The sequence below is a fragment of the Bacteroidia bacterium genome (genome assembly GCA_023228875.1).
Classification (GTDB): Bacteria; Bacteroidota; Bacteroidia; order NS11-12g; family UBA955; genus JALOAG01.
The window spans coordinates 139,921-161,926 of the sequence record JALOAG010000003.1 but is presented as its reverse complement, the minus strand read 5'-3'; the positions used below and the strand labels follow the sequence as shown (position 1 = coordinate 161,926).

Annotated in this window: 18 protein-coding genes; 12 read left to right on the top strand and 6 right to left on the bottom strand. The window is 37.3% G+C overall.

Features of this window, described 5'->3' with window-relative positions:
- The first annotated feature begins 52 nt into the window (after positions 1 to 52).
- Positions 53 to 1,273 carry an ornithine--oxo-acid transaminase gene (rocD, locus tag M0R38_05095; protein MCK9481121.1) on the top strand — a complete coding sequence of 407 codons (1,221 nt, stop codon included), beginning with the start codon at positions 53 to 55 and terminating at the stop codon, positions 1,271 to 1,273.
- Between the two features lie 383 nt (positions 1,274 to 1,656).
- On the opposite strand, the gene M0R38_05090 is transcribed toward rocD, so the two are convergent.
- Entirely contained in the window at positions 1,657 to 1,923 is a 267-nt protein-coding gene (locus M0R38_05090; GenBank protein ID MCK9481120.1) for a hypothetical protein, read from the bottom strand.
- Between the two features lie 461 nt (positions 1,924 to 2,384).
- Here M0R38_05090 and M0R38_05085 point away from each other — a divergent pair, with 461 nt between their 5' ends.
- From M0R38_05085 to M0R38_05055, 7 genes are all read left to right on the top strand, one after another.
- Positions 2,385 to 2,870, top strand: coding sequence for a hypothetical protein (locus tag M0R38_05085; GenBank protein ID MCK9481119.1), 486 nt, complete (start codon positions 2,385 to 2,387; stop codon positions 2,868 to 2,870).
- Positions 2,871 to 2,878: 8 nt separating this feature from the next.
- Positions 2,879 to 4,114 carry a transcription termination factor NusA gene (gene nusA / locus M0R38_05080; protein MCK9481118.1) on the top strand — a complete coding sequence of 412 codons (1,236 nt, stop codon included), beginning with the start codon at positions 2,879 to 2,881 and terminating at the stop codon, positions 4,112 to 4,114.
- 104 nt (positions 4,115 to 4,218) lie between these two features.
- On the top strand, positions 4,219 to 7,008 hold the full coding sequence (gene infB, locus M0R38_05075) for a translation initiation factor IF-2 (protein MCK9481117.1): 2,790 nt from the start codon (positions 4,219 to 4,221) through the stop codon (positions 7,006 to 7,008).
- A gap of 4 nt (positions 7,009 to 7,012) precedes the next feature.
- The gene (locus M0R38_05070; protein ID MCK9481116.1) at positions 7,013 to 8,011 is read left to right on the top strand and encodes an NAD(P)H-dependent glycerol-3-phosphate dehydrogenase; all 999 of its coding nucleotides are present in this window, start codon (positions 7,013 to 7,015) and stop codon (positions 8,009 to 8,011) included.
- Between the two features lie 2 nt (positions 8,012 to 8,013).
- Positions 8,014 to 8,637: a rhomboid family intramembrane serine protease gene (locus tag M0R38_05065; GenBank protein MCK9481115.1), complete on the top strand. Its 624-nt coding sequence runs from the start codon at positions 8,014 to 8,016 to the stop codon at positions 8,635 to 8,637.
- A complete protein-coding gene (locus M0R38_05060; protein ID MCK9481114.1) occupies positions 8,634 to 9,959 on the top strand; it encodes an MATE family efflux transporter in 1,326 nt (441 codons plus the stop codon). The genes M0R38_05065 and M0R38_05060 overlap by 4 nt, the downstream gene beginning before the upstream one ends.
- 39 nt (positions 9,960 to 9,998) lie before the next feature.
- Positions 9,999 to 11,642, top strand: coding sequence for a S41 family peptidase (locus M0R38_05055; protein ID MCK9481113.1), 1,644 nt, complete (start codon positions 9,999 to 10,001; stop codon positions 11,640 to 11,642).
- A 1-nt stretch (position 11,643) separates the two neighbouring features.
- Here the strand turns inward: M0R38_05055 and M0R38_05050 are convergent, their stop codons facing one another.
- From M0R38_05050 to M0R38_05040, 3 genes are all read right to left on the bottom strand, one after another.
- On the bottom strand, positions 11,644 to 13,059 hold the full coding sequence (locus tag M0R38_05050) for a TolC family protein (protein ID MCK9481112.1): 1,416 nt from the start codon (positions 13,057 to 13,059) through the stop codon (positions 11,644 to 11,646).
- A gap of 66 nt (positions 13,060 to 13,125) precedes the next feature.
- A complete protein-coding gene (locus M0R38_05045; GenBank protein ID MCK9481111.1) occupies positions 13,126 to 14,220 on the bottom strand; it encodes a sugar phosphate nucleotidyltransferase in 1,095 nt (364 codons plus the stop codon).
- 2 nt (positions 14,221 to 14,222) lie between these two features.
- Positions 14,223 to 15,191 (bottom strand): KpsF/GutQ family sugar-phosphate isomerase, encoded by a 969-nt coding sequence (locus M0R38_05040; GenBank protein MCK9481110.1) that lies wholly within the window; start codon positions 15,189 to 15,191, stop codon positions 14,223 to 14,225.
- Between the two features lie 107 nt (positions 15,192 to 15,298).
- Between M0R38_05040 and recQ the strand changes: the two genes are divergently transcribed.
- The gene (gene recQ / locus M0R38_05035; protein ID MCK9481109.1) at positions 15,299 to 17,503 is read left to right on the top strand and encodes a DNA helicase RecQ; all 2,205 of its coding nucleotides are present in this window, start codon (positions 15,299 to 15,301) and stop codon (positions 17,501 to 17,503) included.
- Positions 17,504 to 17,584: 81 nt separating this feature from the next.
- On the opposite strand, the gene M0R38_05030 is transcribed toward recQ, so the two are convergent.
- The gene (locus M0R38_05030) at positions 17,585 to 18,169 is read right to left on the bottom strand and encodes a hypothetical protein (protein ID MCK9481108.1); all 585 of its coding nucleotides are present in this window, start codon (positions 18,167 to 18,169) and stop codon (positions 17,585 to 17,587) included.
- A gap of 69 nt (positions 18,170 to 18,238) precedes the next feature.
- Between M0R38_05030 and M0R38_05025 the strand changes: the two genes are divergently transcribed.
- Positions 18,239 to 19,423, top strand: a complete 1,185-nt coding sequence (locus M0R38_05025) for a M20 family metallopeptidase (protein MCK9481107.1) — start codon at positions 18,239 to 18,241, stop codon at positions 19,421 to 19,423.
- A 19-nt stretch (positions 19,424 to 19,442) separates the two neighbouring features.
- On the opposite strand, the gene M0R38_05020 is transcribed toward M0R38_05025, so the two are convergent.
- Positions 19,443 to 20,156, bottom strand: a complete 714-nt coding sequence (locus M0R38_05020; protein ID MCK9481106.1) for a YggS family pyridoxal phosphate-dependent enzyme — start codon at positions 20,154 to 20,156, stop codon at positions 19,443 to 19,445.
- 181 nt (positions 20,157 to 20,337) lie between these two features.
- Between M0R38_05020 and M0R38_05015 the strand changes: the two genes are divergently transcribed.
- Positions 20,338 to 21,456, top strand: coding sequence for a glycosyltransferase (locus M0R38_05015; GenBank protein ID MCK9481105.1), 1,119 nt, complete (start codon positions 20,338 to 20,340; stop codon positions 21,454 to 21,456).
- 185 nt (positions 21,457 to 21,641) lie between these two features.
- A complete protein-coding gene (locus tag M0R38_05010) occupies positions 21,642 to 21,995 on the top strand; it encodes a CAP domain-containing protein (GenBank protein ID MCK9481104.1) in 354 nt (117 codons plus the stop codon).
- Positions 21,996 to 22,006: the final 11 nt, after the last annotated feature.

The following is a 22,006-nucleotide window of genomic DNA, read 5'->3' as shown; positions in this document are numbered from 1 at the left end:
ACATATACAGTCGGGACAAATTAGCTTACAATACTATAACTTTGCAAGCACTATGGAAAACAAGAGTTCTCAATATTACATTGACTTAGAAAAACAATATGGTGCATTTAACTATGAACCGATACCGGCAGTACTCAGCAAAGGATTTGGAATTTACGTTGAAGATGTATACGGCAAGAAATATATTGACTGCCTAAGTGCTTATAGCGCACTCAACCAAGGACACTGCCATCCGCGGATTGTAAAGGCGATGCAAGAACAAGCAGCAAGATTAACCCTAACCTCGCGAGCATTCTATAATGACAAACTCGGTTTATTTGAAGAATACATTACCAATCTCTTAGGCTACGACCGTGTGCTACCCATGAACAGTGGTGTAGAGGCATGTGAGACAGCGGTAAAACTTTGCCGCAAATGGGCATATTTAGTTAAAGGAATCCCTCAAAATCAAGCAAGAATTATTTTTGCAAAAGGGAACTTTTGGGGACGTTCAATTGCCGCTGTAAGTACAAGCACTGACCCAAGTAGTTACAAAGATTTTGGTCCTTTTGTGCCTAATTTTGATTTAATACCCTACAATGATTTATCGGCATTAGAACAAAAACTAAAAGAAGCAAACATTGCCGGATTTATGGTAGAGCCAATACAAGGTGAAGCAGGTGTTATTGTGCCTGACCATGGGTATTTGAGCAATGCAGCAGCGTTATGTAAAAAATATGGAGTTCTTTTTATAGCAGATGAAGTGCAAACAGGGATGGGCAGAACCGGCAAGATGCTTTGTTGCGATCATGAAGATATCAAACCTGATATTGTGGTATTAGGCAAAGCGCTTTCTGGAGGCATGATGCCCGTTTCCGCAGTGTTGTGTAATGACGAAATAATGCTTACTCTTAAACCAGGTGAACATGGTTCAACCTTTGGCGGAAATCCATTGGCTTGTGTTGTTGCAATAGAATCTTTAAAAGTAATTGTAGAAGAAAAATTGGCAGAAAACGCAATGCAAATGGGTGAAATTTTCAGAGCAGAGTTGAGAAAGTTACCAAGTTCAAAAGTGAGTGCTATTCGAGGCAAAGGACTACTGAATGCAATTGACATTATCCCTTTTAATGGGAAAACTGCTAAGAATGTATGCTTGGCTCTAAAAGACAACGGCTTGCTTGCAAAACAAACTCATGACCATACAATCAGATTTGCTCCTCCGTTGATCATTTCCAAAGAACAAGTAATGGAAGCAACCCGGATTATTGCTTATACTCTTGAGACTATTGAATAATTACCGAACAAAACAAACAAAAGTGCTTTCAAAACCGGCTCCGGAAAGTTGTAAGTGAAACAAATACTCTACCACCCTATTTTGTAGATGTTAAAGGGCGACTAAATAGATCTTGTTAGGAATTAATATCTTCAACCTACCACTATTTCATCCATTGAGCTATAAGTGTGTGTGGTATGCCTTCGCTTCCTTTTTGTCCATTTTGTTTTGTTGCCACGCCAACACAACCGGCACCAAAAAAACCAACTTAAAAAGCATAGTTAAAAGATCAAGTGTGCTTAAAACACTTCTAATGAAGCCGTTTATGATGTTATTTTTTTAGAGAGTTGTGCAACGGTTACCAATATTGGTAGCCAGTTCTTATCTGTCTGTTATTGTCCAATTTACTTGTCATTGGTCGTTTTTTTGAAGTTTATAGGTCCGCCACAACCTGTGTCAATAGTGCGATAAGTCCCGTTACCAAATGTTGTCGTCAAGTCGTGTTTGAATGTTGTCCAAAAGTCGTTTTTATGCTCGCATTGAATTTTACAAACTATTATTTCTCTTTCGTTGATTAAATAAATTGTCGGTGTAGCCTTTAGTGATTTTCCGTTGTCGCCCCATTTAATTTTACTGCAATCGGTCTCTAAGCAATTGAGAAAACTGTCCAAGGCTATTAAACATTGTTTGTCAGTGTCTTATTGATAAAAGCCTAAGAAAAGTCGCTGGTAAACTGTCTGGACGTAATGATTTTTAAAAGAAGTCTTGCGTTTAAGTGTAATGGTCTTGTGCCAAGTAGTCTTTATTTTTTTGTCAAGGATAAAGTCGCTACCTTCAGAATTAAAAGTCTCGGTAACTGTCGCAAAGTCTGTATAGTCCTGAAAAAAATTTACAGGATAAAGATGAAAACCTGATGTATGTTTACGGGTATTGTTAGTCCTGAAATGGCTTTACACTTTTTTCCCATTTTTACACTATCCGGTGTAACCCTATTTTAGGGCAATACACTTTGGCGGGCTCGTCAATTCAAATAAATCAAAATTCATTTTCATAGGAAATAATTTAATCCTATATTTGCAGCGCACTTGAAAGAGGGGACAGATGTCCCCTTTTTATTTGGCAAATTGCGAGAATGAATATTAAGACATTTTTGAACGAAAACTTAGAAAGGATACTCAAAGCCTATCCTGACCTTTTCTTAGTGGGACAATCGCACCAAGAAAACAAAGGTTCTTATGTTTTTATCATAGATGGAGATGACGGTTTCAGTATAGCCCAATGCGGAGACATAAGCAGAAAACTCCTGCAGAGTATAGAACAATACCCGGAAATGGATGCAGAAAGAGAAAAATTCAGTTTTAGCATCACTTCCCCCGGTGCGGAAGAACCGATTGCATTACCAAGGCAATATCAGAAGCACATTGGAAGAGAACTTCAACTTGAGCTTAACGACAATACCAAATTCAGTGCAAGACTCAAATCTGTTAACCAAGACGAAATAGAAGTAACAACCCTGATTAAGTCAAAAGTGAAAGGACGCAGCGACAAGGAAGGAGAGGTGAGAACAATACCATTCAATCAAATAAAAGAAAGTAAAATAATTTTGTCATTTAAATAATAAAAACCATGTCAACAATTGCAGGACTAGTAGATTCCTTTTCAGAATTCAAGGAATTCAAAAACATTGATAGAGTAACCATGATGAGAGTTCTCGAAGATGTTTTTCGCAATGTATTAAGAAAAAAATACGGGTCAGACGACAACTTTGATATCATCATCAATACTGAAAAAGGTGATTTTGAAATTTACAGAAACCGCCTTATCGTAGATGATTGCGAAGTTGAAGACTCAAATCTTCAAATTGGTATTACCGAAGCCAAAAAACTTGAAGATGACTACGAAATTGGTGAAGAAGCCTCTGAAATCCTTTCAATAGAACACTTTGGAAGAAGGGCAATTTTGGCTGCTCGCCAAACTTTAATGTCTAGAATTCTTGAATTGGAAAAAGGTGAAATCTACAAAAAATACCAAAACAGAATAGGCGAAATCGTATCAGGAGAGGTATATCAAATCTGGAAAAAAGAAATGATGTTGCTTGATGATGAAGGTAATGAACTGATTTTACCAAGAGCAGAAATGATTCCATCTGACTTCTTCAAAAAAGGAGAAGTTACACGTGCGGTTGTTACCGATGTTCGTTTTGATGACGGAACTCCCAAGATTGTGCTATCTCGTACCTCTCCAGTTTTCCTTGAAAGATTATTTGAATTAGAAGTTCCTGAAATTCTTGACGGTTTAATTACAATTAAAAAAGTTGTGAGAGAGCCGGGAGAAAGGGCAAAAGTTGCCGTAGAGAGCTATGATGAAAGAATAGACCCTGTGGGTGCGTGCGTAGGTATGAAAGGTGCCAGAATTCACGGCATTGTGAGAGAATTAAGAAATGAAAACATTGACGTGATAAACTATACAACAAACACTACACTCTTTATCCAACGTTCTTTAAGCCCTGCAAAGATTTCTAATATTAAGTTAGATGGAAACAAAGCCATTGTAACCATGCCTTCCGACCAAGTAAGTTTAGCAATTGGCAAAGGAGGATTCAATATCAAACTTGCCGGTAAACTTACCGGATTTGAAATAGAAATTTACAGAGAAGCCGGTTCGAGTGAAGAAGTGGATGTTGACCTTGATGAATTCCTTGATGAAATTGACGAATGGATTATTAACGAGTTCAAGGCAATTGGTTTAGACAGCGCTAAATCTGTGTTAGATACCGATACTGATGATTTAATTAAAAGAACTGACCTCGAAGAAGAAACAATTATTGAGGTGAAAAAAATATTAGCTTCAGAATTTGAATAATCAAATGATGTAAACAACCAACAACCCTGAGTATTCAAAGGTTCTGCCTTCTTCCTTTGAATAAACAGGTCTCAAAATCAAGAAGGCAACTTAACAAAAACAAAATGTCAGATAAAACATACAGAATAAATAAAGTAGCAACAGAACTCAATGTTAGTTTTCAAACATTGATTGAGAAATTGATAAATAAAGGGTTTGATATTGAATCAAAACCTACTGCTAAAATATCAGCAGAAATGTATGACTATTTACTTTCTGAATTCAAATCTGACAAAGCTGCAAGAGATGAATCCAAGTCTCTTAAATTGAGTGTACAACAACACAAAATAAAAGAAACCCCTACTACTGAGATTTCAATTAAACCCGGCAATAAACCAGTACAACAGGAAGACGAAAAAGAGGATGAAGAAGAACAAGTTATTATTAAAAACAAACTCCTGAACGAAAATCAAGAAACTCATAAAACAATTGAAGAAAAACCGGTTATTGAAGAACCTATTAAAGACACAACTCCGACAAAAGAACAAGAGAACACTTCAGTATTAAAAGGACCCAAAGTAGTAGGTAAAATCAATCTTGATGAAATCAGCGAGAAAACAAAACCCTCTAAACAATCTAAAAAGAAAACTAAAGAGGACAAAGAAGCCACCCCTCCTAAAACAAAAGAGACTCCTACCCAAGAAATTGTTGAATCTAAAGATTTGGATAATCAAAATGTTGAACAACAAAATGAAGTCGAAGAAGTTGAGTTAATCAAAACACAATACGAAAAACTAAAGGGTTTAAGTGTCAAAGGCAAAATTGAGCTCAAAACTGAGCCTGTTATTACTAAGAAGCCTCATCACAAGGCAAAAGAAGATAAAGAACAACCATTTGACAAAAAGAAGAGAGTTAGAAAAGTAGTTGAAAAAGTAAAAATTGAAGATGCCCTAAAAAGCAAAACTCAGTTTAATAACAAAAAGAAATTTGAAAAGCCAAAAGAAATTACAGAAAAAGAAATTCAAGACAGGCTTAAACAAACATTATCTAGGATTGACACATCAGGGAGAGGAAAAACAAGTAAATCTAAATTTAAAAGACAAAGGCGTGAATTCAATGCAGAAGAGAGGCTCAAAAATATGGAGCAACTTGAACGCGATGAAAAAGTACTAAAAGTTACTGAGTTCATTTCTGCTAATGAACTTGCAACGCTTATGAATGTTGGAGTTAATGATATTATTACCTCATGCTTTAGCTTAGGTTTAATGGTTTCTATAAATCAACGCCTAGACGCAGAAACCATTACCATAGTTGCAGACGAATTTGGTTATGAAGTAGATTTTGTTGATGCGGATGCACAGATCAATATAGAAACAGAAAAAGATCGTCCTGAAGACTTACTACCTCGTGCTCCTATTGTTACAGTAATGGGACACGTTGACCATGGTAAAACCTCATTACTTGACTATATCCGTTCTGCAAACGTGATTGCAGGAGAAGCTGGCGGAATTACCCAACATATTGGTGCTTATGAAGTCGTTTTAGAAAATAAACAACGGATTACATTCTTGGACACACCCGGACACGAAGCCTTCACAGCCATGCGTGCGAGGGGTGCTAAATTGACTGACATTGCAGTTATTGTAATTGCGGCAGACGATAGCATAATGCCTCAAACACGAGAAGCAATCAGTCACGCACAAGCTGCCGGTGTTCCTATGATTTTTGCTATTAACAAAATTGATAAACCCGCTGCCAACCCGGATAAGATCCGCGAAGAACTCTCGCAAATGAATATCTTGGTTGAAGAATGGGGAGGCAAATATCAATGTCAAGAAATTGCAGCAAAATTTGGTAAAAACGTAGATAAACTGCTTGAGAAAATATTGTTAGAAGCAGAATTACTAGAACTGAAAACCAATCCAAACAAAGCTGCTAATGGTACTGTAATTGAAGCAAAGATGGATAAAGGGCGTGGAATCGTTGCCAATCTATTAGTTCAAAGTGGAACATTGAGAGTTGGAGATCACATGGTAGCCGGTGCTTGGTATGGAAAGATTAAAGCCCTATTCAATGAAAGATTCCAACGCATTGAACAAGCAGGACCTTCTGCACCTGTGAGTGTACTTGGATTCAGCGGTGCACCTACTGCCGGAGATCCTTTTCAAGTATTCCCTGATGAAGCCTCAGCAAAAGAATTAGCAAATAAACGTTTTCAACTTCTCAGAGAGCAAGGAATACGTTCTACAAAACATATTACGTTGGATGAAATTGGCAGAAGATTGGCAGTGGGCAACTTCAAGGAACTGAATTTAATTGTAAAAGGTGATGTGGATGGTTCTGTGGAGGCTCTCTCTGATTCATTACTCAAACTTTCTACTGATGAAATTCAAATCAGTATTATCCATAAAGGTGTAGGTCAAATTACAGAATCAGATGTATTGCTGGCATCTGCTTCCGATGCGATTATTATAGGTTTCCAAGTGAGACCCGCCCAAGGTGCTAAAAAACTTGCTGAATCTGAACAAATTGACATCCGTCACTACTCTGTTATCTACAAAGCCATAGAAGAGATTAAGTCTGCGATGGAAGGTATGTTATCTCCTGAATTAGTTGAAAAAGTGATTGGCGATGTTGAGGTAAGAGAAGTGTTTAATATTTCTAAAGTCGGCACTATTGCAGGATGTATGGTACTCGATGGAAAAATCACACGTAATTCTGATGTCAGAATAATCAGAGATGGTGTAGTTATTCATACAGGAAGGTTAGCCTCACTCAAACGCTTTAAGGATGATGTGAAGGAAGTTACCAAAGGATATGAATGTGGTTTACACATAGAAAAATTTAATGATCTTCAAATTGGCGACAATATTGAAGTCTTCACTGAAGAAGAAGTTAAAAGAAAACTAAAATAACGCTATGTCTCATAACATTGCGGTGATTGGCTCCGGAAGTTGGGCTACAGCCATTGTTAAAATCTTGGCAGAAAGCCCTCTTATCAACCAAATTCATTGGTGGATGAGAAGCAAGGACTATGTGGATTCATTTTATCAATACGGTCATAATCCTAACTACCTCAGCAGTGTTTTCTTTGACAAAAAGAGGGTTAACGCTACCAATGACCTTGCCGCTTGCGTTAATTCCTCAGAAATCATTATTATAGCCACCCCATCCGCTTTTGTTCATACAGCAATTAACAGCATCACAAGGGATGCATTTAAGGGGAAAATTTTAGTTTCTGCAGTCAAAGGTTTGATACCGGAAACAACTCAGATTGTGTCTGATTATATCCACACACATTTACATATACCACACAAAGATATTGCTTGTATCAGTGGACCTTGTCATGCAGAAGAAGTTGCACGAGAAAGACTATCCTATCTCACGATTGCTTCTGAAAATATTGCATTAGCAGAATTCTTATTGCCTTTGTTTCGCTGTAGATATATCAATTGTACCGCTTCGGATGACATTGTTGGAATTGAGCATGCTGCCGTTTTGAAAAACATATATGCAATTGCTGCAGGAATTGCCAACGGATTAGGCTATGGCGACAATTACAAAGCAGTTTTGATTTCGTATGCAATTCGCGAGATTGAAACTTTTTTGCAAAAATTGGGTATTGATTCTCTAAGGGTAAATGAAAGTGCATATTTGGGAGATTTGTTAGTAACTGCATATAGCCAACTGAGTCGTAATCGCACTTTTGGGAGTATGCTTGGCAGAGGATATTCTGTCTCCTCAGCACAAATGGAGATGAAAATGGTAGCAGAGGGATATTATTCTGCAAAACAAATTTATATGCTCAATAAGCGTGTTGGTGCAGAAATGCCAATGATGGAAACAGTCTATAAAATTATTTATGAAAACGCAAATGCAGTGAGTGCGTTTGCAGAATTATCGCAACAACTGCATTAATAGTGGTAACTTATATTCTCATAGCTCTTTCTGTTTTGGTGTCTTTGGCAGCATTGTCAAACAGAGAATTATTTGACAAACTTAAATACAACCCTTTTCAAGTCAAACATCATAAAGAGTTGTACAGAATGTTGACTCATGGGTTTGTGCATGCAGATTACGGACATTTGTTTATCAATATGTTCGTTTTGTGGTCCTTCGGAACTGCTGTTGAAGACGTATTTTATGATTATTTTGACGGTCTTGCAACACCATTTTATCTGCTTTTGTACTTTGGGGCATTGATTGTTTCTGCCCTGCCTGCATTTAAAGAATATAAAGATACGCCTGCATACAGTGCAGTGGGAGCATCGGGAGCGGTTTCAGCGGTACTATTCAGCTTTATCTTAATGAAACCTCTTAAACTTCTTGGTGTAATGCTTGTTATTCCTGTGCCTGCTTTTATTTTTGGAATTATTTATCTTTGGTATGAAGCGAAAATGCAAAACAAAAGAGATGGCATTGCTCATGATGCACATATATCAGGTGCATTGTTTGGCGTTACAATAACTATTTTATATAACCCTAAATTTGTGCTCAACTTTTTTTTACAAATAGGTGAAGCCATCGAACATGTAATTAAATGAGTGCAATAGAAGAAGTCAAACGAACTACCTTACTTGCCATTCCAATTATCTTAGGCGAAGTCGTTCAAATGGCACTGCACATCATTGATGCGGCAATGGTAGGAGCTGTGCACTACAAACAATTAGCAGCTTCTTCTTTGGTCTTTAGTATTATCAACATTCCTTTTGTGTTTGGTATCGGTCTTACTATTGCTATCTCTCAAATGGTATCAATGTCAAAAGGACAATATGATTCACCCAAAGTATCTCACTACTTTTTTAATGGTATGGTGATAAGTATCATTGCTTCAATTCTCATCAGTGTTGGGTTATACATGAGTAGCAATGTAGTCTATCATCTAAATCAAGACCCTGAAGTAGCACAACTTGCACAACCATTTTTAAAAATAATGGCACTCTCAATGATACCTATGATATTATTCATTGCTTGCAAACAATTCGCGGATGGCTTAGAATTCACAAAGGTTGCAATGGCAATTTCATTGGCAGGAATCCCAATAAATATTTTCATTAATTGGTTGCTGATATTTGGCAACTGGGGTTTCCCTAGATTAGAACTTATGGGTGCAGGCTGGGGAACTTTAATCACAAGGTTTTTAATGTTAGCAGCCATTCTCATAGATATTTTCAACTCAAGATTATTCAAAAGATACATCCAGGTCATCAAGCGTCAGTGGTATGTCTCTATGGACGCTATAAAGCAACTGTTACATTTAGGAATTCCCATTGCGTTGCAAATTGTTTTAGAAGCGAGTGCATTTGCTATTTCAGGAATTCTTGTGGGCACGATTGACGCACAATCTCAGGCAGCACATCAAATCTCATTGAGTATTGCTTCTTTTATATACATGGGAACTGTCGGACTGTCTCAAGCGTGTTCAATTAGAATTAGTAATGCTTACGGTCAAGAGAACACACACAAAATCAGGGTTATCGGAAAATCAACGTTGGTGATCACAGTATTAACAGGCTCCATATTCGCCATTGCGCTTATTGTATTTCGCAATCAACTGCCTTTATTTTTTAATAACAGTCCCGATGTAGTACAAATCGCTTCTTGGTTACTGGTTCTTGCTGCATTATTTCAGATTCCTGATGCTACACAAGTAGTGGCTGCCGGTGCGCTGCGCGGAATTCGTGATGTCAAAGTACCTACTTTGCTTATAGGCGGCTCTTATTGGCTGTTGGGTATGCCATTAGGCATTTTAATTGCTTTTAAGTTTGACATGGGTGCCTCCGGTATCTGGATAGGGTTTATTGTGGCTCTGACTTTGGTATCTATCAATTTAGTAAGTAGATTTTTAAAGAAAACCAAAGAGTAAGTACTGCGTTTCTTTGTTCAATCTGCTACATTTGTGCGCATGTTATCAAAATTCTTTAATAAGAAATGGAAAAGATTCTCTGCATTGGGCGTGATGCTGATAATTGGACTTTCTGCTATCAAAGATTCCGGCTTTTTTGAAGTAACAAAAAACCTTGAAATTTTTGCGTCTGCATACAAAGAAGTACACTTGAATTATGTTGAAGAAGTAAATCCTGGCGAACTGATGAAAACCGGTATTGACGCAATGCTTGCCTCCCTTGACCCTTACACTAATTACTATACAGAATCGGAGGTTGAAGATGCGCTTATTAAAAGAAAAGGCGATTTTGGTACACCCGGAATAGAAGTCGCACTCATGCAAAACCGTATAGTGATTACTGCTATAAAATCGGGGTCATCCGCAGATTTGTTGGGCGTAAGATTAGGTGACATCATAATGGAAATTAACCAAAGAGATTTTTCAAACAAATCTGTTTCTGAAACCTATGAAGCATTCGAAGGTGCGGTAGGAAGCATATTAAAAATAAAAATAATGCGTGGCACTGACTTGCTTGAATTTAACCTCGAAAGGCAAAAAACGGATTTCAGCAATGTCCCCTATTATGGTATGGCTACCAAAGAGTATGGCTATATTAAACTTGATCAGTTTATGGAGGGTTCTGCCGCAGAGGTCAAAAGTGCTTTCTTAGAGCTAAAGAAAAATGCACAATTAGAAGGACTTATTCTCGATTTAAGGAACAATGGCGGAGGCTTATTGATTGATGCTATCAGGATTCTCAACTTATTTTTAAACAAAGACCAAGTCTTGGTCGTTACACGTGGCAGAACCGATGAATACTACCAAGAATACAAAACTTTCGACACCCCACTTGACACCATTATTCCACTTGTCGTTCTGATTAATGAAAACTCGGCTTCTGCTTCTGAAATTGTTGCCGGCACAATTCAAGACATGGACAGAGGCATTGTGATCGGACAAAACTCCTACGGTAAAGGCTTAGTACAAAATGTAATTCCTTTGCCTTATCGAAACCAAATCAAGGTTACAATCGCCAAATACTACATACCTTCCGGCAGATGCATCCAAGAGATTGATTACAGTAAACACAAGCACAAGGATTCATCTGCGCTTACTAAACCTTTCTTTACTAAAAACAAACGTAAAGTATATGAAGGTACAGGAATAAAGCCGGATATTGTACAGGAAAAACCAATATCCAGCGCGTTTTTCTCTGCTCTTAGGAACGGTAGTTATATTTTTGATTTTGCAACTGAATATTTTAAACAAAATCCGGACTCCGTTGCTATAGAATCTTTTAGCTTAAAACCTTCTGTTTATGATGATTTCAGACAATTCTGCCTGTCAAAAGGTTTCACATATCAAACACAAACAGAGATAGAAGTAGAAAGAATCAAATCCACCGCTATCCAAGAACAGTTAAATCAAGATGTAGAGAACTCTATCACTTCTTTGAAAACTCAAATCAACAAAAACAAGGATAAGGATTGGGAACGCTACAAGGATATTGTACTTAGCCTTTTGAATATTGAGATTTCGAAACGTTACTATGGCGAAAAGAACCTCTACCCTATTATTTTTAAATTTGACAAAGACATTAAACGTGCTATTGATATCTTAGGGAATACAAGAGAATACAATCAGGTGCTAAACAAGCTGTAAGCTACCTAATTTCAATTGTATTACCATTATAAAATTCCACTACCATTCGGTTAAACAACCATTCATATTTGGCTTGCAACACAGCTATCTCTGCTTTCAGCAATTGATTTTTAGCATTTGTATAATCAAAGAAATTCATTAATCCGTTTTCAAAACGTTTGACGGCAAAATCCATTTGCAATTGAGCAGCATCTAATGACTTTTGAGCAGCAATTTTCTTTGCAATAGAGGCATTATAATCTGCAATTGACTTGGCAATATTGGCTTTGAGCGTATTTTGCGTTTGCTGTAAATTCTGTTGTTGTATATCCCTATTCAGTTTACTTTTCTGAATATTGTGCTGAACATACATTCCATTAAAAATATTCCAGCTAAAACTCACTCCCACTGTCCTTCCGAAGTTATTATTTAGCTGTTCATTAAAGGGCACAACCTTCGTTTCAGTTCTATAAGTTGGCTGTAACACCGGTTGATTGGTACCATCAACATAACCGATTGTTTGTGTACCTATTGGTGTCATGTTGGTAATTTGAAGGGCATTTTGAGAAAAGACCGTACTCATATTCGCATAGATGGACACCATAGGCAGTTGCATTCCCCTATTTACCTTTTCAGACATTTCAGCACTCTGTACTTTCAATAAACTACTCTGAATATCAGGTACATTTTTCAACGCATTTTGATAGACTGCATCTAATTCAAAAACAGGGGAATCCGTTTGATTAACAGATGGCTCCTCTATATCCCAATTATCAGCAGGTGGAAGCAGAATTAAGTTAAGTAAATTGACACGCGCCATTTCCTTTTGGTTTAGAGCCTCTACTAAGGATAAATTCTCATTTGCCAGTTGAGCCTCCAATCCCAATTCAGCACTCCTATCAGCTGCTCCGGAAAGCACTAACTTTTTAGTTCGTTCCAACTGCTCTCTGCTAGCATTCACTTGACTCTCCATACTCTTAACAAGTTCTTTTGACAACAAAAGAGACAAATAAGCAGAAGCGACATTCAATGCAACTTGGTTCTTATATGCTTCCAACTCTTTCATTCCTGCTTGATAATTAAAACGAGATGCTCTCAGACTGTTTTGTTTTTGAAATCCATTAAAAACCACCCAATCTGCATTCATAGAAAAGTAATCAGTCAGAATACGGTTTGTAACAAATTGGTTACTAAATCGATCAATCGAACGGCCAAAGTTATAACCATGATTCACACCCATTGACAGTGAAGGAAGCATAGAATATTTTGCGCTATTCCAATCAATTTTTGCAATTTGAGCTTGTAACTCAGCAGAGCGTATTTGTGGATTGTATTTATAGGCAAGTGCAATACAATCTTTTAGTGTGAGAATAGTCTGAGCTTTAGCACAATAAAAAGTGAGTAAGAGAAACGCAATAGCTATAAAGCCTTTTTTCATATAAGCAAAAGTAAGTAATTACATTTCTAATTCACTCATTGTTTATGCAACAAGACAGGCATTGGATTAAGAAAATTTGTCTTTGTACTTATTTTTAATCTCGTTCACAATGTGTTTCACCTCTTGTTCGCGGTTAAGCTCACAAATCATCAATGCATCCGGGGTATTGATTACCATCATTTCCTTCAATCCATTCACAACCACTATTTTTTCTTTTTCTTGATTGAGCACTAAAGAGCCCGTTGTGTCTAAGGCTAAAATTTTATCCCCATGAATCACATTATTCTCAAGTGTTTTTTCACGAACTTCAAACAAGGATTTCCATGTTCCCAAGTCGCTCCAGCCCAAGTCAGCCGGAATAACACACACATTGCCTGCCTTCTCCATGATGGCATAATCAATTGAAATACTTTTTGTTTGAGGATAAATTTTACGAATGTATGCTTCCTCAGCAGGTGTATTATAAACCTTACTACCATCTTTAAATAGCATGAACACATCCGGTTGCAGTGTCTCAAAAGCATCAATGATAGCCTTGGTTGACCAAATAAAAATACCTGCGTTCCATAAAAATTCTCCGCTGTCAACAAACGTCTGCGCTAACTCAAGATCCGGTTTCTCGGTAAAGGTTTTTACTTTATGTGCAAGATTGTCTGAGCCTTGCGTCAGGAATTGAATATAACCGTACCCTGTATCAGGTCTGTTAGGAGTAATCCCAATCGTAACTAAAGAATTTTCTTTACTTGCAAATTCAAGCCCCTTTAAGACGGTATCAACAAAAACTGTTTCTTTTAAAATCAAATGATCACTGGGAGCAAATACACAAACTGCATTTTTATTTAAATTGTGAATTTTCGAAGAAGCATAAGCCACACAAGGGGCGGTGTTCATGGCTTGCGGCTCTTTTATGATATTGTCAACTGCTATATTGGGGAGCTGTTCTTGAATAAGCGGAGTGTAAATTTCATTTGAAATGATGTAAATATTATCCTGCGGAACTATATTGAGAAACCTGCTATAAGTGAGTTGTAACAGGGTTTGACCTGTACCCAATATATCTAAAAACTGCTTTGGATATGCCTTCTTACTCCAGGGCCAGAAACGGCTGCCAATACCTCCAGCCATAATTATGGCATAATGATTCTGATTGAATTTCTTCATCACTAAACTAATCCTTCTTTATATAAATCGTGAATATGAATCATGCCTACATATTTTCCATCTTCATCGGCTACGATCAACTGTGAAATTTTAAACTGCTTTAAAAGCTCCAGCGCTTCGGCTGCAAGACTTTTTGATGAAAACACTTTTGGATTTTTACTCATAATGTCCTTTGCGGCAAGATGCTGCAAACTAACACTTTTTTCAAGCATTCTTCTAATATCTCCGTCAGTAATTATTCCCACTAATTTATCTTGTTCAAAAACAGCCGTTGCGCCTAATCTTTTGCGTGAAATTTCAACAATCACTTGCTGTATTGAATCTGTAGATTGCACTTCGGGTTTTTCATTTTGAGAAGCAATTTCTCCGCATGTCAAATAAATTTTTTTGCCCAAATTGCCTCCCGGGTGAAATTTAGAAAAATCGGTTGCAGTAAAATTCCTGCTACTCAACAGCGCTATCGCCAATGCATCTCCCAATGCCAATTGCAAAGTAGTACTTGTGGTAGGTGCCAAATTCAAAGGACATGCTTCTCGCTCAATATGATATGCTATCACCCATTGAGAGAGTTTTGCAAGTGCCGATTCTTTATTTCCACATATACAAGCAAGCGGATTACCCATTTTGACAATAAGCCCTGCCAGATATTTAATTTCCGGTGTATTGCCACTATGCGACAACGCTATGATTAAATCATCTTGCTGAACCATCCCCAAATCTCCATGTATTGCTTCTGCTGCATGCATAAAAATCGATGGTGTACCTGTGGAATTAAGAGTGGCAGTTATTTTTTCTGCAATGATTGCACTTTTTCCAATGCCTGTTAAAATAATACGCCCTTTCACCTGCAAGATTGATTGAACAAGTGGTGCAAAATCATCCGGAAATGAATTTTCCAAGTGCTTCAATCCTTCAATCTCCGCTCTAAGAGCACCTTTTCCTAATGTAATTATTTCTTTTTCTGTTATCAAAACCTTTGCAAATTAAAATGAAAGATAAATATCTTTTCTGAATACTTTTTTGTGTTAATTTAGTGCACCCAAATAAAAAGCCCGAATTTTCGAGTATATCACTGAATATGAATACATTAAATAAAACAATGACTCCCAAAGAAGCACTGAAACAGTTCTTCGGTTTCAATTCTTTTAAGGGTGAACAAGAAAAAGTCATTCAATGTTTATTAGATGGAAACGACTGTTTTGTAATCATGCCAACAGGCGCAGGCAAGAGTTTGTGTTATCAACTGCCTGCATTGATGCAAGACGGTACCGCCATAATTATATCTCCGCTCATTGCCTTGATGAAAAACCAAGTGGATTCTATCAGAGGCTTTTCCAGCACCGATAAAATTGCCCACTTCCTCAACTCCTCTTTATCTAAAACCGATATTACCACAGTAAAATCAGATATTACCTCAGGCAACACCAAGTTATTGTATGTTGCTCCTGAAACTTTGAAGAAAGAGGAAACCTTAGAATTTCTCAGAACAATCAAGGTATCATTTGTAGCGGTTGACGAAGCCCATTGTATTTCTGAATGGGGACATGATTTCAGACCTGAATATAGAAGAATCAAAGCCATGGTTCACCAGCTTGACTCTTCGGTTCCTATTATAGCTCTCACAGCGACAGCAACACCCAAGGTTCAAAATGATATCCAAAAAAACCTTGATATGTTAGATGCCCAAGTCTTTAAATCTTCATTTAATCGTGAAAACTTATTTTACGACATACGTCCCAAGAAGAGTAAAGACAAAGTATATAAGAACATGGTCAGCTATATTAAATCTCACCACGGGCAATCTGGAATTATATATTGCCTGAGCCGAAAAAAGGTGGAAGAAATAGCTGAAATGTTAGCCATTAACGGAATAAAAGCGCTTCCCTATCATGCAGGATTGGATGCAAAAACTAGAGTAAAAAACCAAGATGCATTTTTGATGGAAGACGCAGATGTGATTGTGGCAACGATTGCATTTGGTATGGGTATTGACAAACCGGACGTGCGTTTTGTGATGCACTATGATGTACCCAAAAGCTTAGAAGGATATTATCAAGAGACAGGCCGCTCCGGTAGAGACGGGATCTCAAGTGATTGTATCATGTATTACAATCCAAGCGATATAGAAAAACTTGAAAAGTTTCTTAAAGACAAGCCTGTTGCAGAGCAAGAAATTGGAACGCTCTTAATTGATGAAACTTCTGCTTATGCAGAATCAAGCCAATGCAGACGCAAGTTCTTATTACATTATTTCGGAGAAGAATTTGACGAAATAAACTGTAATGAAATGTGCGACAATTGTCGCCACCCTAAGTCTAAACAAGATGTTAGGGATGAAATGGTGGATTTTTTACAAGTGATGAATACCACGCTTAAAGGTGAGTACAACGTCCATCATTTAGTAAATTTTGCCATTGGCAAAAAAACAGACTCAATCAAAGATTACGGACATCATAAAGAGAAAGACTTTGGTTTTGGTAAAGAAAAAGACAACTTATTTTGGAAAAGTATAGCCAGATTAGCTTATCTCAACAACTTCCTCTACAAGAATATTGAGAAATATGGACTCTATAGTCTGGCTGACAAAGGCAGAGAGTTTATTAAAAACCCCTATTCTCTCCTCATGGCAGTGGATATAGAATATGAAAGTGTGGATGAGGAAGCATTTGAAACTGCAACAGTAGAAGGCTCAACTGACACTGTGCTTTTCAATATGCTTAAAGACCTAAGGAAAACGGTAGCAAAGAAAAACAACCTGCCACCTTATGTCATCTTTCAGGATCCATCATTGGAAGATATGGCAATGAAATATCCAATCTCTATTGATGACTTAGAAAAGGTTCATGGTGTAGGCAGAAATAAAGCCGAAAAATATGGAGAGGAATTTATCCGACTTATTGCAAAATATGTAGAGGAAAATGACATTGACAGACCAGACGATTTTGTTGTAAAAACTTCCGGTGAGAAATCAAGAAAGAAAATTGCAATCATCCAAAATATTGACAAGAAAGTTGACATTGAAGATATTGCGAGATCTTTAGGAGTTAGCATTAGTGATTTCATTGATGAACTTGAACAAATGGTTGCCTCTGGAACCAAACTTGATTTAATGTATTACCTCTCCGAACTCATGGATGAAGAATACTTGGATGAGGTGTTTGACTTTTTCAGAAAACAAGAAGAAGACAATATCGAAATAGCACTCAAAGCATTTGACGGTGATTTTTCAATTGAAGAACTCAGACTCTGCAGATTGCAGTTTATTTCTGATATGGCTATGTAATATCATCAATAACAACACCTTAAAAATAAAAAGCCCCGATCTTCATTCCGATTGGGGCTTTTGTTTAAGTAAAATTTTGGGTTACTTATTAAGTTCTTTCAAACAAAGTTTGCGTCCGTCTTTAAAGTCAATGTAAATTAACCCATAACCTTTGGCAAATTTTATTTCTTTAAAATCTCCATTACGTTTTGTTTTTAGCTGCCATACATCTTGATACGCTTTCCCATTAAGCGTATCGGCTCCAATATTATTTATCTCATCATTATTTTCAGCATAGAACCTATGGGTTTGTGCCCATACAAATGCAGAAACAGTTTTGCTTGCGCCTTCTTCAACCAAGAATGAAATTCTATCTGCAAACTCAGTTGGACCCACTTCACAACGCACATTGATTTTGTATTGAGCATCTCTTACTAAATCATACGCCATAATCTCTGAGTTGCCTTCCGCTCTAATGTTTCGTATTTTGTTTTGGAGTGTATATGTCTCAACCGGATGAGAAGAATCTGAAACAACATCATATACCCAACGGGTGTTATCAGTAAAATTAAAATAATCTTTTGTGCGCTGAATAAGGTAAAATTCGACTTCTTTACCATCATCACAACCTATAAAAATAACAGTACCTAAGAGCAAAAAAGCGATGATATACTTTGACAATTTCATTGTGTAATTGGATTGGCAAAAGTCGTTATTTTGTAGCAAACAAAAAAAGCTAATTATTGCGCTTTATTTATGATAGACCATATCAAAAACTTATCTGAATCATTGTTTGAACGTTTGGTAAACATTAGAAGATACATTCATTCAAATCCTGAACTTTCTTTTGAAGAACACACAACGGCTTCGTACGTTGAATCTTTTCTAAACGAATGGGGAATTCCTAACCAACGCATGGCTACTACCGGAGTAATTGGGATGATTGAAGGCACTCAACCGGGAAAGACCATAGCGCTGAGAGCTGACTTGGATGCACTGCCAATTGTTGAAAAAAATGATGTATCTTACAAGTCTCAAAATGACGGTGTTATGCACGCCTGTGGGCATGATGTGCACACAACATGTTTGTTGGGAGCAGCTTATATACTCAATCAAAACAAAGAAAATATCAAAGGAAAAATCAAATTGATTTTTCAGCCAGGAGAAGAAAAATTACCCGGAGGAGCCAGCCTATTAATCAAGGAAGGGGTACTCAACAATCCTAAGGTAGATATGATTGTGGGGCAACATGTTATGCCTTTGATTAATGTTGGGAGCGTAGGATTTAGAGAAGGGTTGTATATGGCAAGTACAGATGAGATATATTTAACTATCAAAGGCAAAGGGGGACATGGCGCAATGCCGCATTTAGGCATAGACCCCGTAACCATTGCTGCAACACTGATTGTAGAGTTACAACAACTTGTGAGCAGATTTTGCCCTCCTCATATTCCTTGTGTATTGTCTTTTGGAAAAGTTCAAGCGAATGGCGCAACCAACGTTATCCCGGACGAAGTTTACATTGAAGGCACTTTCAGAACTCTGGACGAAGAATGGAGAGCAAAGGCACATGAATTGATTCATACATTTGTCAAAAATATAACGGAAGCAAGGGGCGCTAAATTTGATTTGAAAATAGAACACGGATATCCCTTTTTGAAAAATAATCCTGAGTTGACAAGACAATGCAAATCTTCTGCACTCAAATATTTGGATGAAAGCAGAGTAGAAGAATTAGGAATATGGATGGCTGCCGAAGACTTTGCATGGTATTCTCACCAAGTGCCTGCATGCTTTTACAGATTAGGAATCCGCAACGAGAGCAAGGGAATAACAAACAACGTCCACAATCCGCAATTTAACATTGACGAAGAAGCTATTAAAACCGGTGCCGGATTGATGGCTTTTATTGCTATGGATGTTTTGGCAAATCACGGGTAATCTATCCGAACTTTAGACTTTAATGCCACACTTCTTTACCGGGAATTCTATTCCCAAAGACAGCAGAACCTACACGAACAATATTACTTCCTTCCTCAATTGCAATTTCGATATCATGGGACATACCCATAGACAATAACAAGGAGTCAACTCCTTCTATGCCTTCATTGAGCACAATATCTCTTGTTTGACGCAACAATTTTAGACAAGGTCTCATGATTTCTGTATCAGCATCCAAAAGTCCGATAGTCATAAGCCCTTTAATTTTCAATGCTTGAAATTGCTTAACTTGCTTTATAAATGCCACCGCTTCTTTTGGTGCAATACCAAATTTACTCTCCTCATTAGAAGTATTAATTTGAATAAACACATCCATACTTCTGCCTAACATCTGCATGCGTCTGTCAAGTTGTTCTGCAACTTCTACCCTGTCCAAAGACTGAACACAACTTGCATACTTGACTACGTCTTTGATTTTATTTGTTTGTAGATGTCCGATAAAATGTCGTTCAATATTGAGTGGAGCAAGTGCTGCATCTTTATCTTTTAACTCTTGCACCTTATTTTCTCCAATCAGTCGCTCTCCGGCTTCAATTGCAATCTTAATTCTATCCGGTTGAACAGTTTTGGTGGCTAAAAGCAACCTCACCTCTTCAGGATTTCTACCTACTCTTCTACATGTCTTTTCAATGCGTTCATGCACGATTTTTAAATTGTGAATGATATCTTCCATAATGGATACAAAGGTAGCAATTCGCTTGCTTAATAATCCTTTGGTTACAGTCACTTTTCTTCATGCGAGACAGGCATGTGTTCAAGCAAAGGAACAAGTTTGCCAAACTTTTACAGAAGAGTAACAAAGTCAATTAATTCTACAGAGATTACCACTACTTTTGCCCTGCTCTAAAGGCGACATGATTTTAACACTTATCACCTGGTTCTTTATCATCATTGCAATTGCTCATATTGTTGTGCAACTTGTTGGCTATTATGCACTTTTAAAAACTCCTATTCAAAAAGAACCTTTACAACCTGACGAACATCTCCCTTTCATCAGTCTGCTTTTAGCGGTACGCAACGAAGAAAAGAACCTTCCCAGATGCTTATCTACATTAGTAAAATTAGATTATCCAAAAGACAAGTTAGAGATACTCATAGGCAATGATTGTTCAGAAGACAATACAGGAAATATTGCTGAATCTTTTGCCAAACAACATTCCCACATTCAGGTATTCCATCTGGACGGGAGTGAATACGAACAAACTAAAGGCAAAGCAAGGGTATTGGCATTTTTGGCAAATCAAGCCAAAGGCAAATATTTCTTTATCACAGATGCAGACATTGAAATGAATCCTGCATGGATGAAAGGACTACTTGCAGCTTTTGATGAAAAAACTGCAATTGTATCCGGCATAACAGTGAGCGAAAGTGGTGGCTTTTTCCAAAACTTACTATCCCTAGATTGGCTATATTTTATGAGCCTAAATAATAGCTTTTCAAATATTGGAACTAATGTTACAGCAGTCGGGAACAATATGGCTATCACAGCAGAAGCATACAGACGTTCCGGAGGATATGAAAATCTCCCCTTTTCCATTACAGAAGACTATAAACTTTTTAAAATTGTGCATGCGTTAGGGTATAAAATACGCAACCCTATCAATCCTCAAACCGTACTGTCTTGCGACCCCATTCCCACTTTTTATGACTGGCTACACCAACGCAAACGCTGGATGAGAGGCGGAATGGAACTTCCTTTTATTTGGAAATCCTTAATGTTGGTTCTTGCCATCTACTACATTGCTATGATTTGGATTGCATTTACAAATCCTCCACTATGGCTTGCTATTTGGTTTGCTAAATTTATTTTACAAAGTTTACAACTCATGACTACCTCTCGCCTTGTGGGTCAAAAATCTCCATCATTGTTAAACATGCTCCTGTATGACTTGTATTTATATATTGCAATTCCTATCATGGCTATTTTCTATTTGACACCCACAAAAATCGAATGGAAAGGGCGAAAATATTGAATGAGCAGCGATTGAATAAATCGGAATTTGTTAGTATTGCGGCTTGAAATTTTGAACATGAAGAAAATCGGAATAGGAATCATTGCATTGCTTCTTTTAATGGATGTAAGATAGAAAACATAAACGACACCTCAAACCTCACAGCTTCTCAAAAAAAACTACTTGAGTTAGTTAATAACTATCGCATGAATGGTTGCAAATGTGGAAACACCCAATTTCTGGCTGTTTCTCCCATTACATGGGATGACCTATTAACTCAAGCTGCCACTATTCATGCTGAAGACATGAATAACAACCAATTTTTTGACCACGAAGGTTCTGATGGAAGCAACGGAGGCGATAGAATCAAAAGAGTAAATTATAATTGGAGTGCTTGGGGTGAAAATATTGCCCGCGACTATCCTGATGAAGAAACTGTTGTTGAAACATGGATTCACAGCGAACCTCATTGCAAAAACATTATGAACAGTAAGTTTAAGGATATGGGCGTGGCTAAATCAGGCAACAATTGGACTCAGGTATTTGGAGCGAAAAAATAATCCAACCTGAA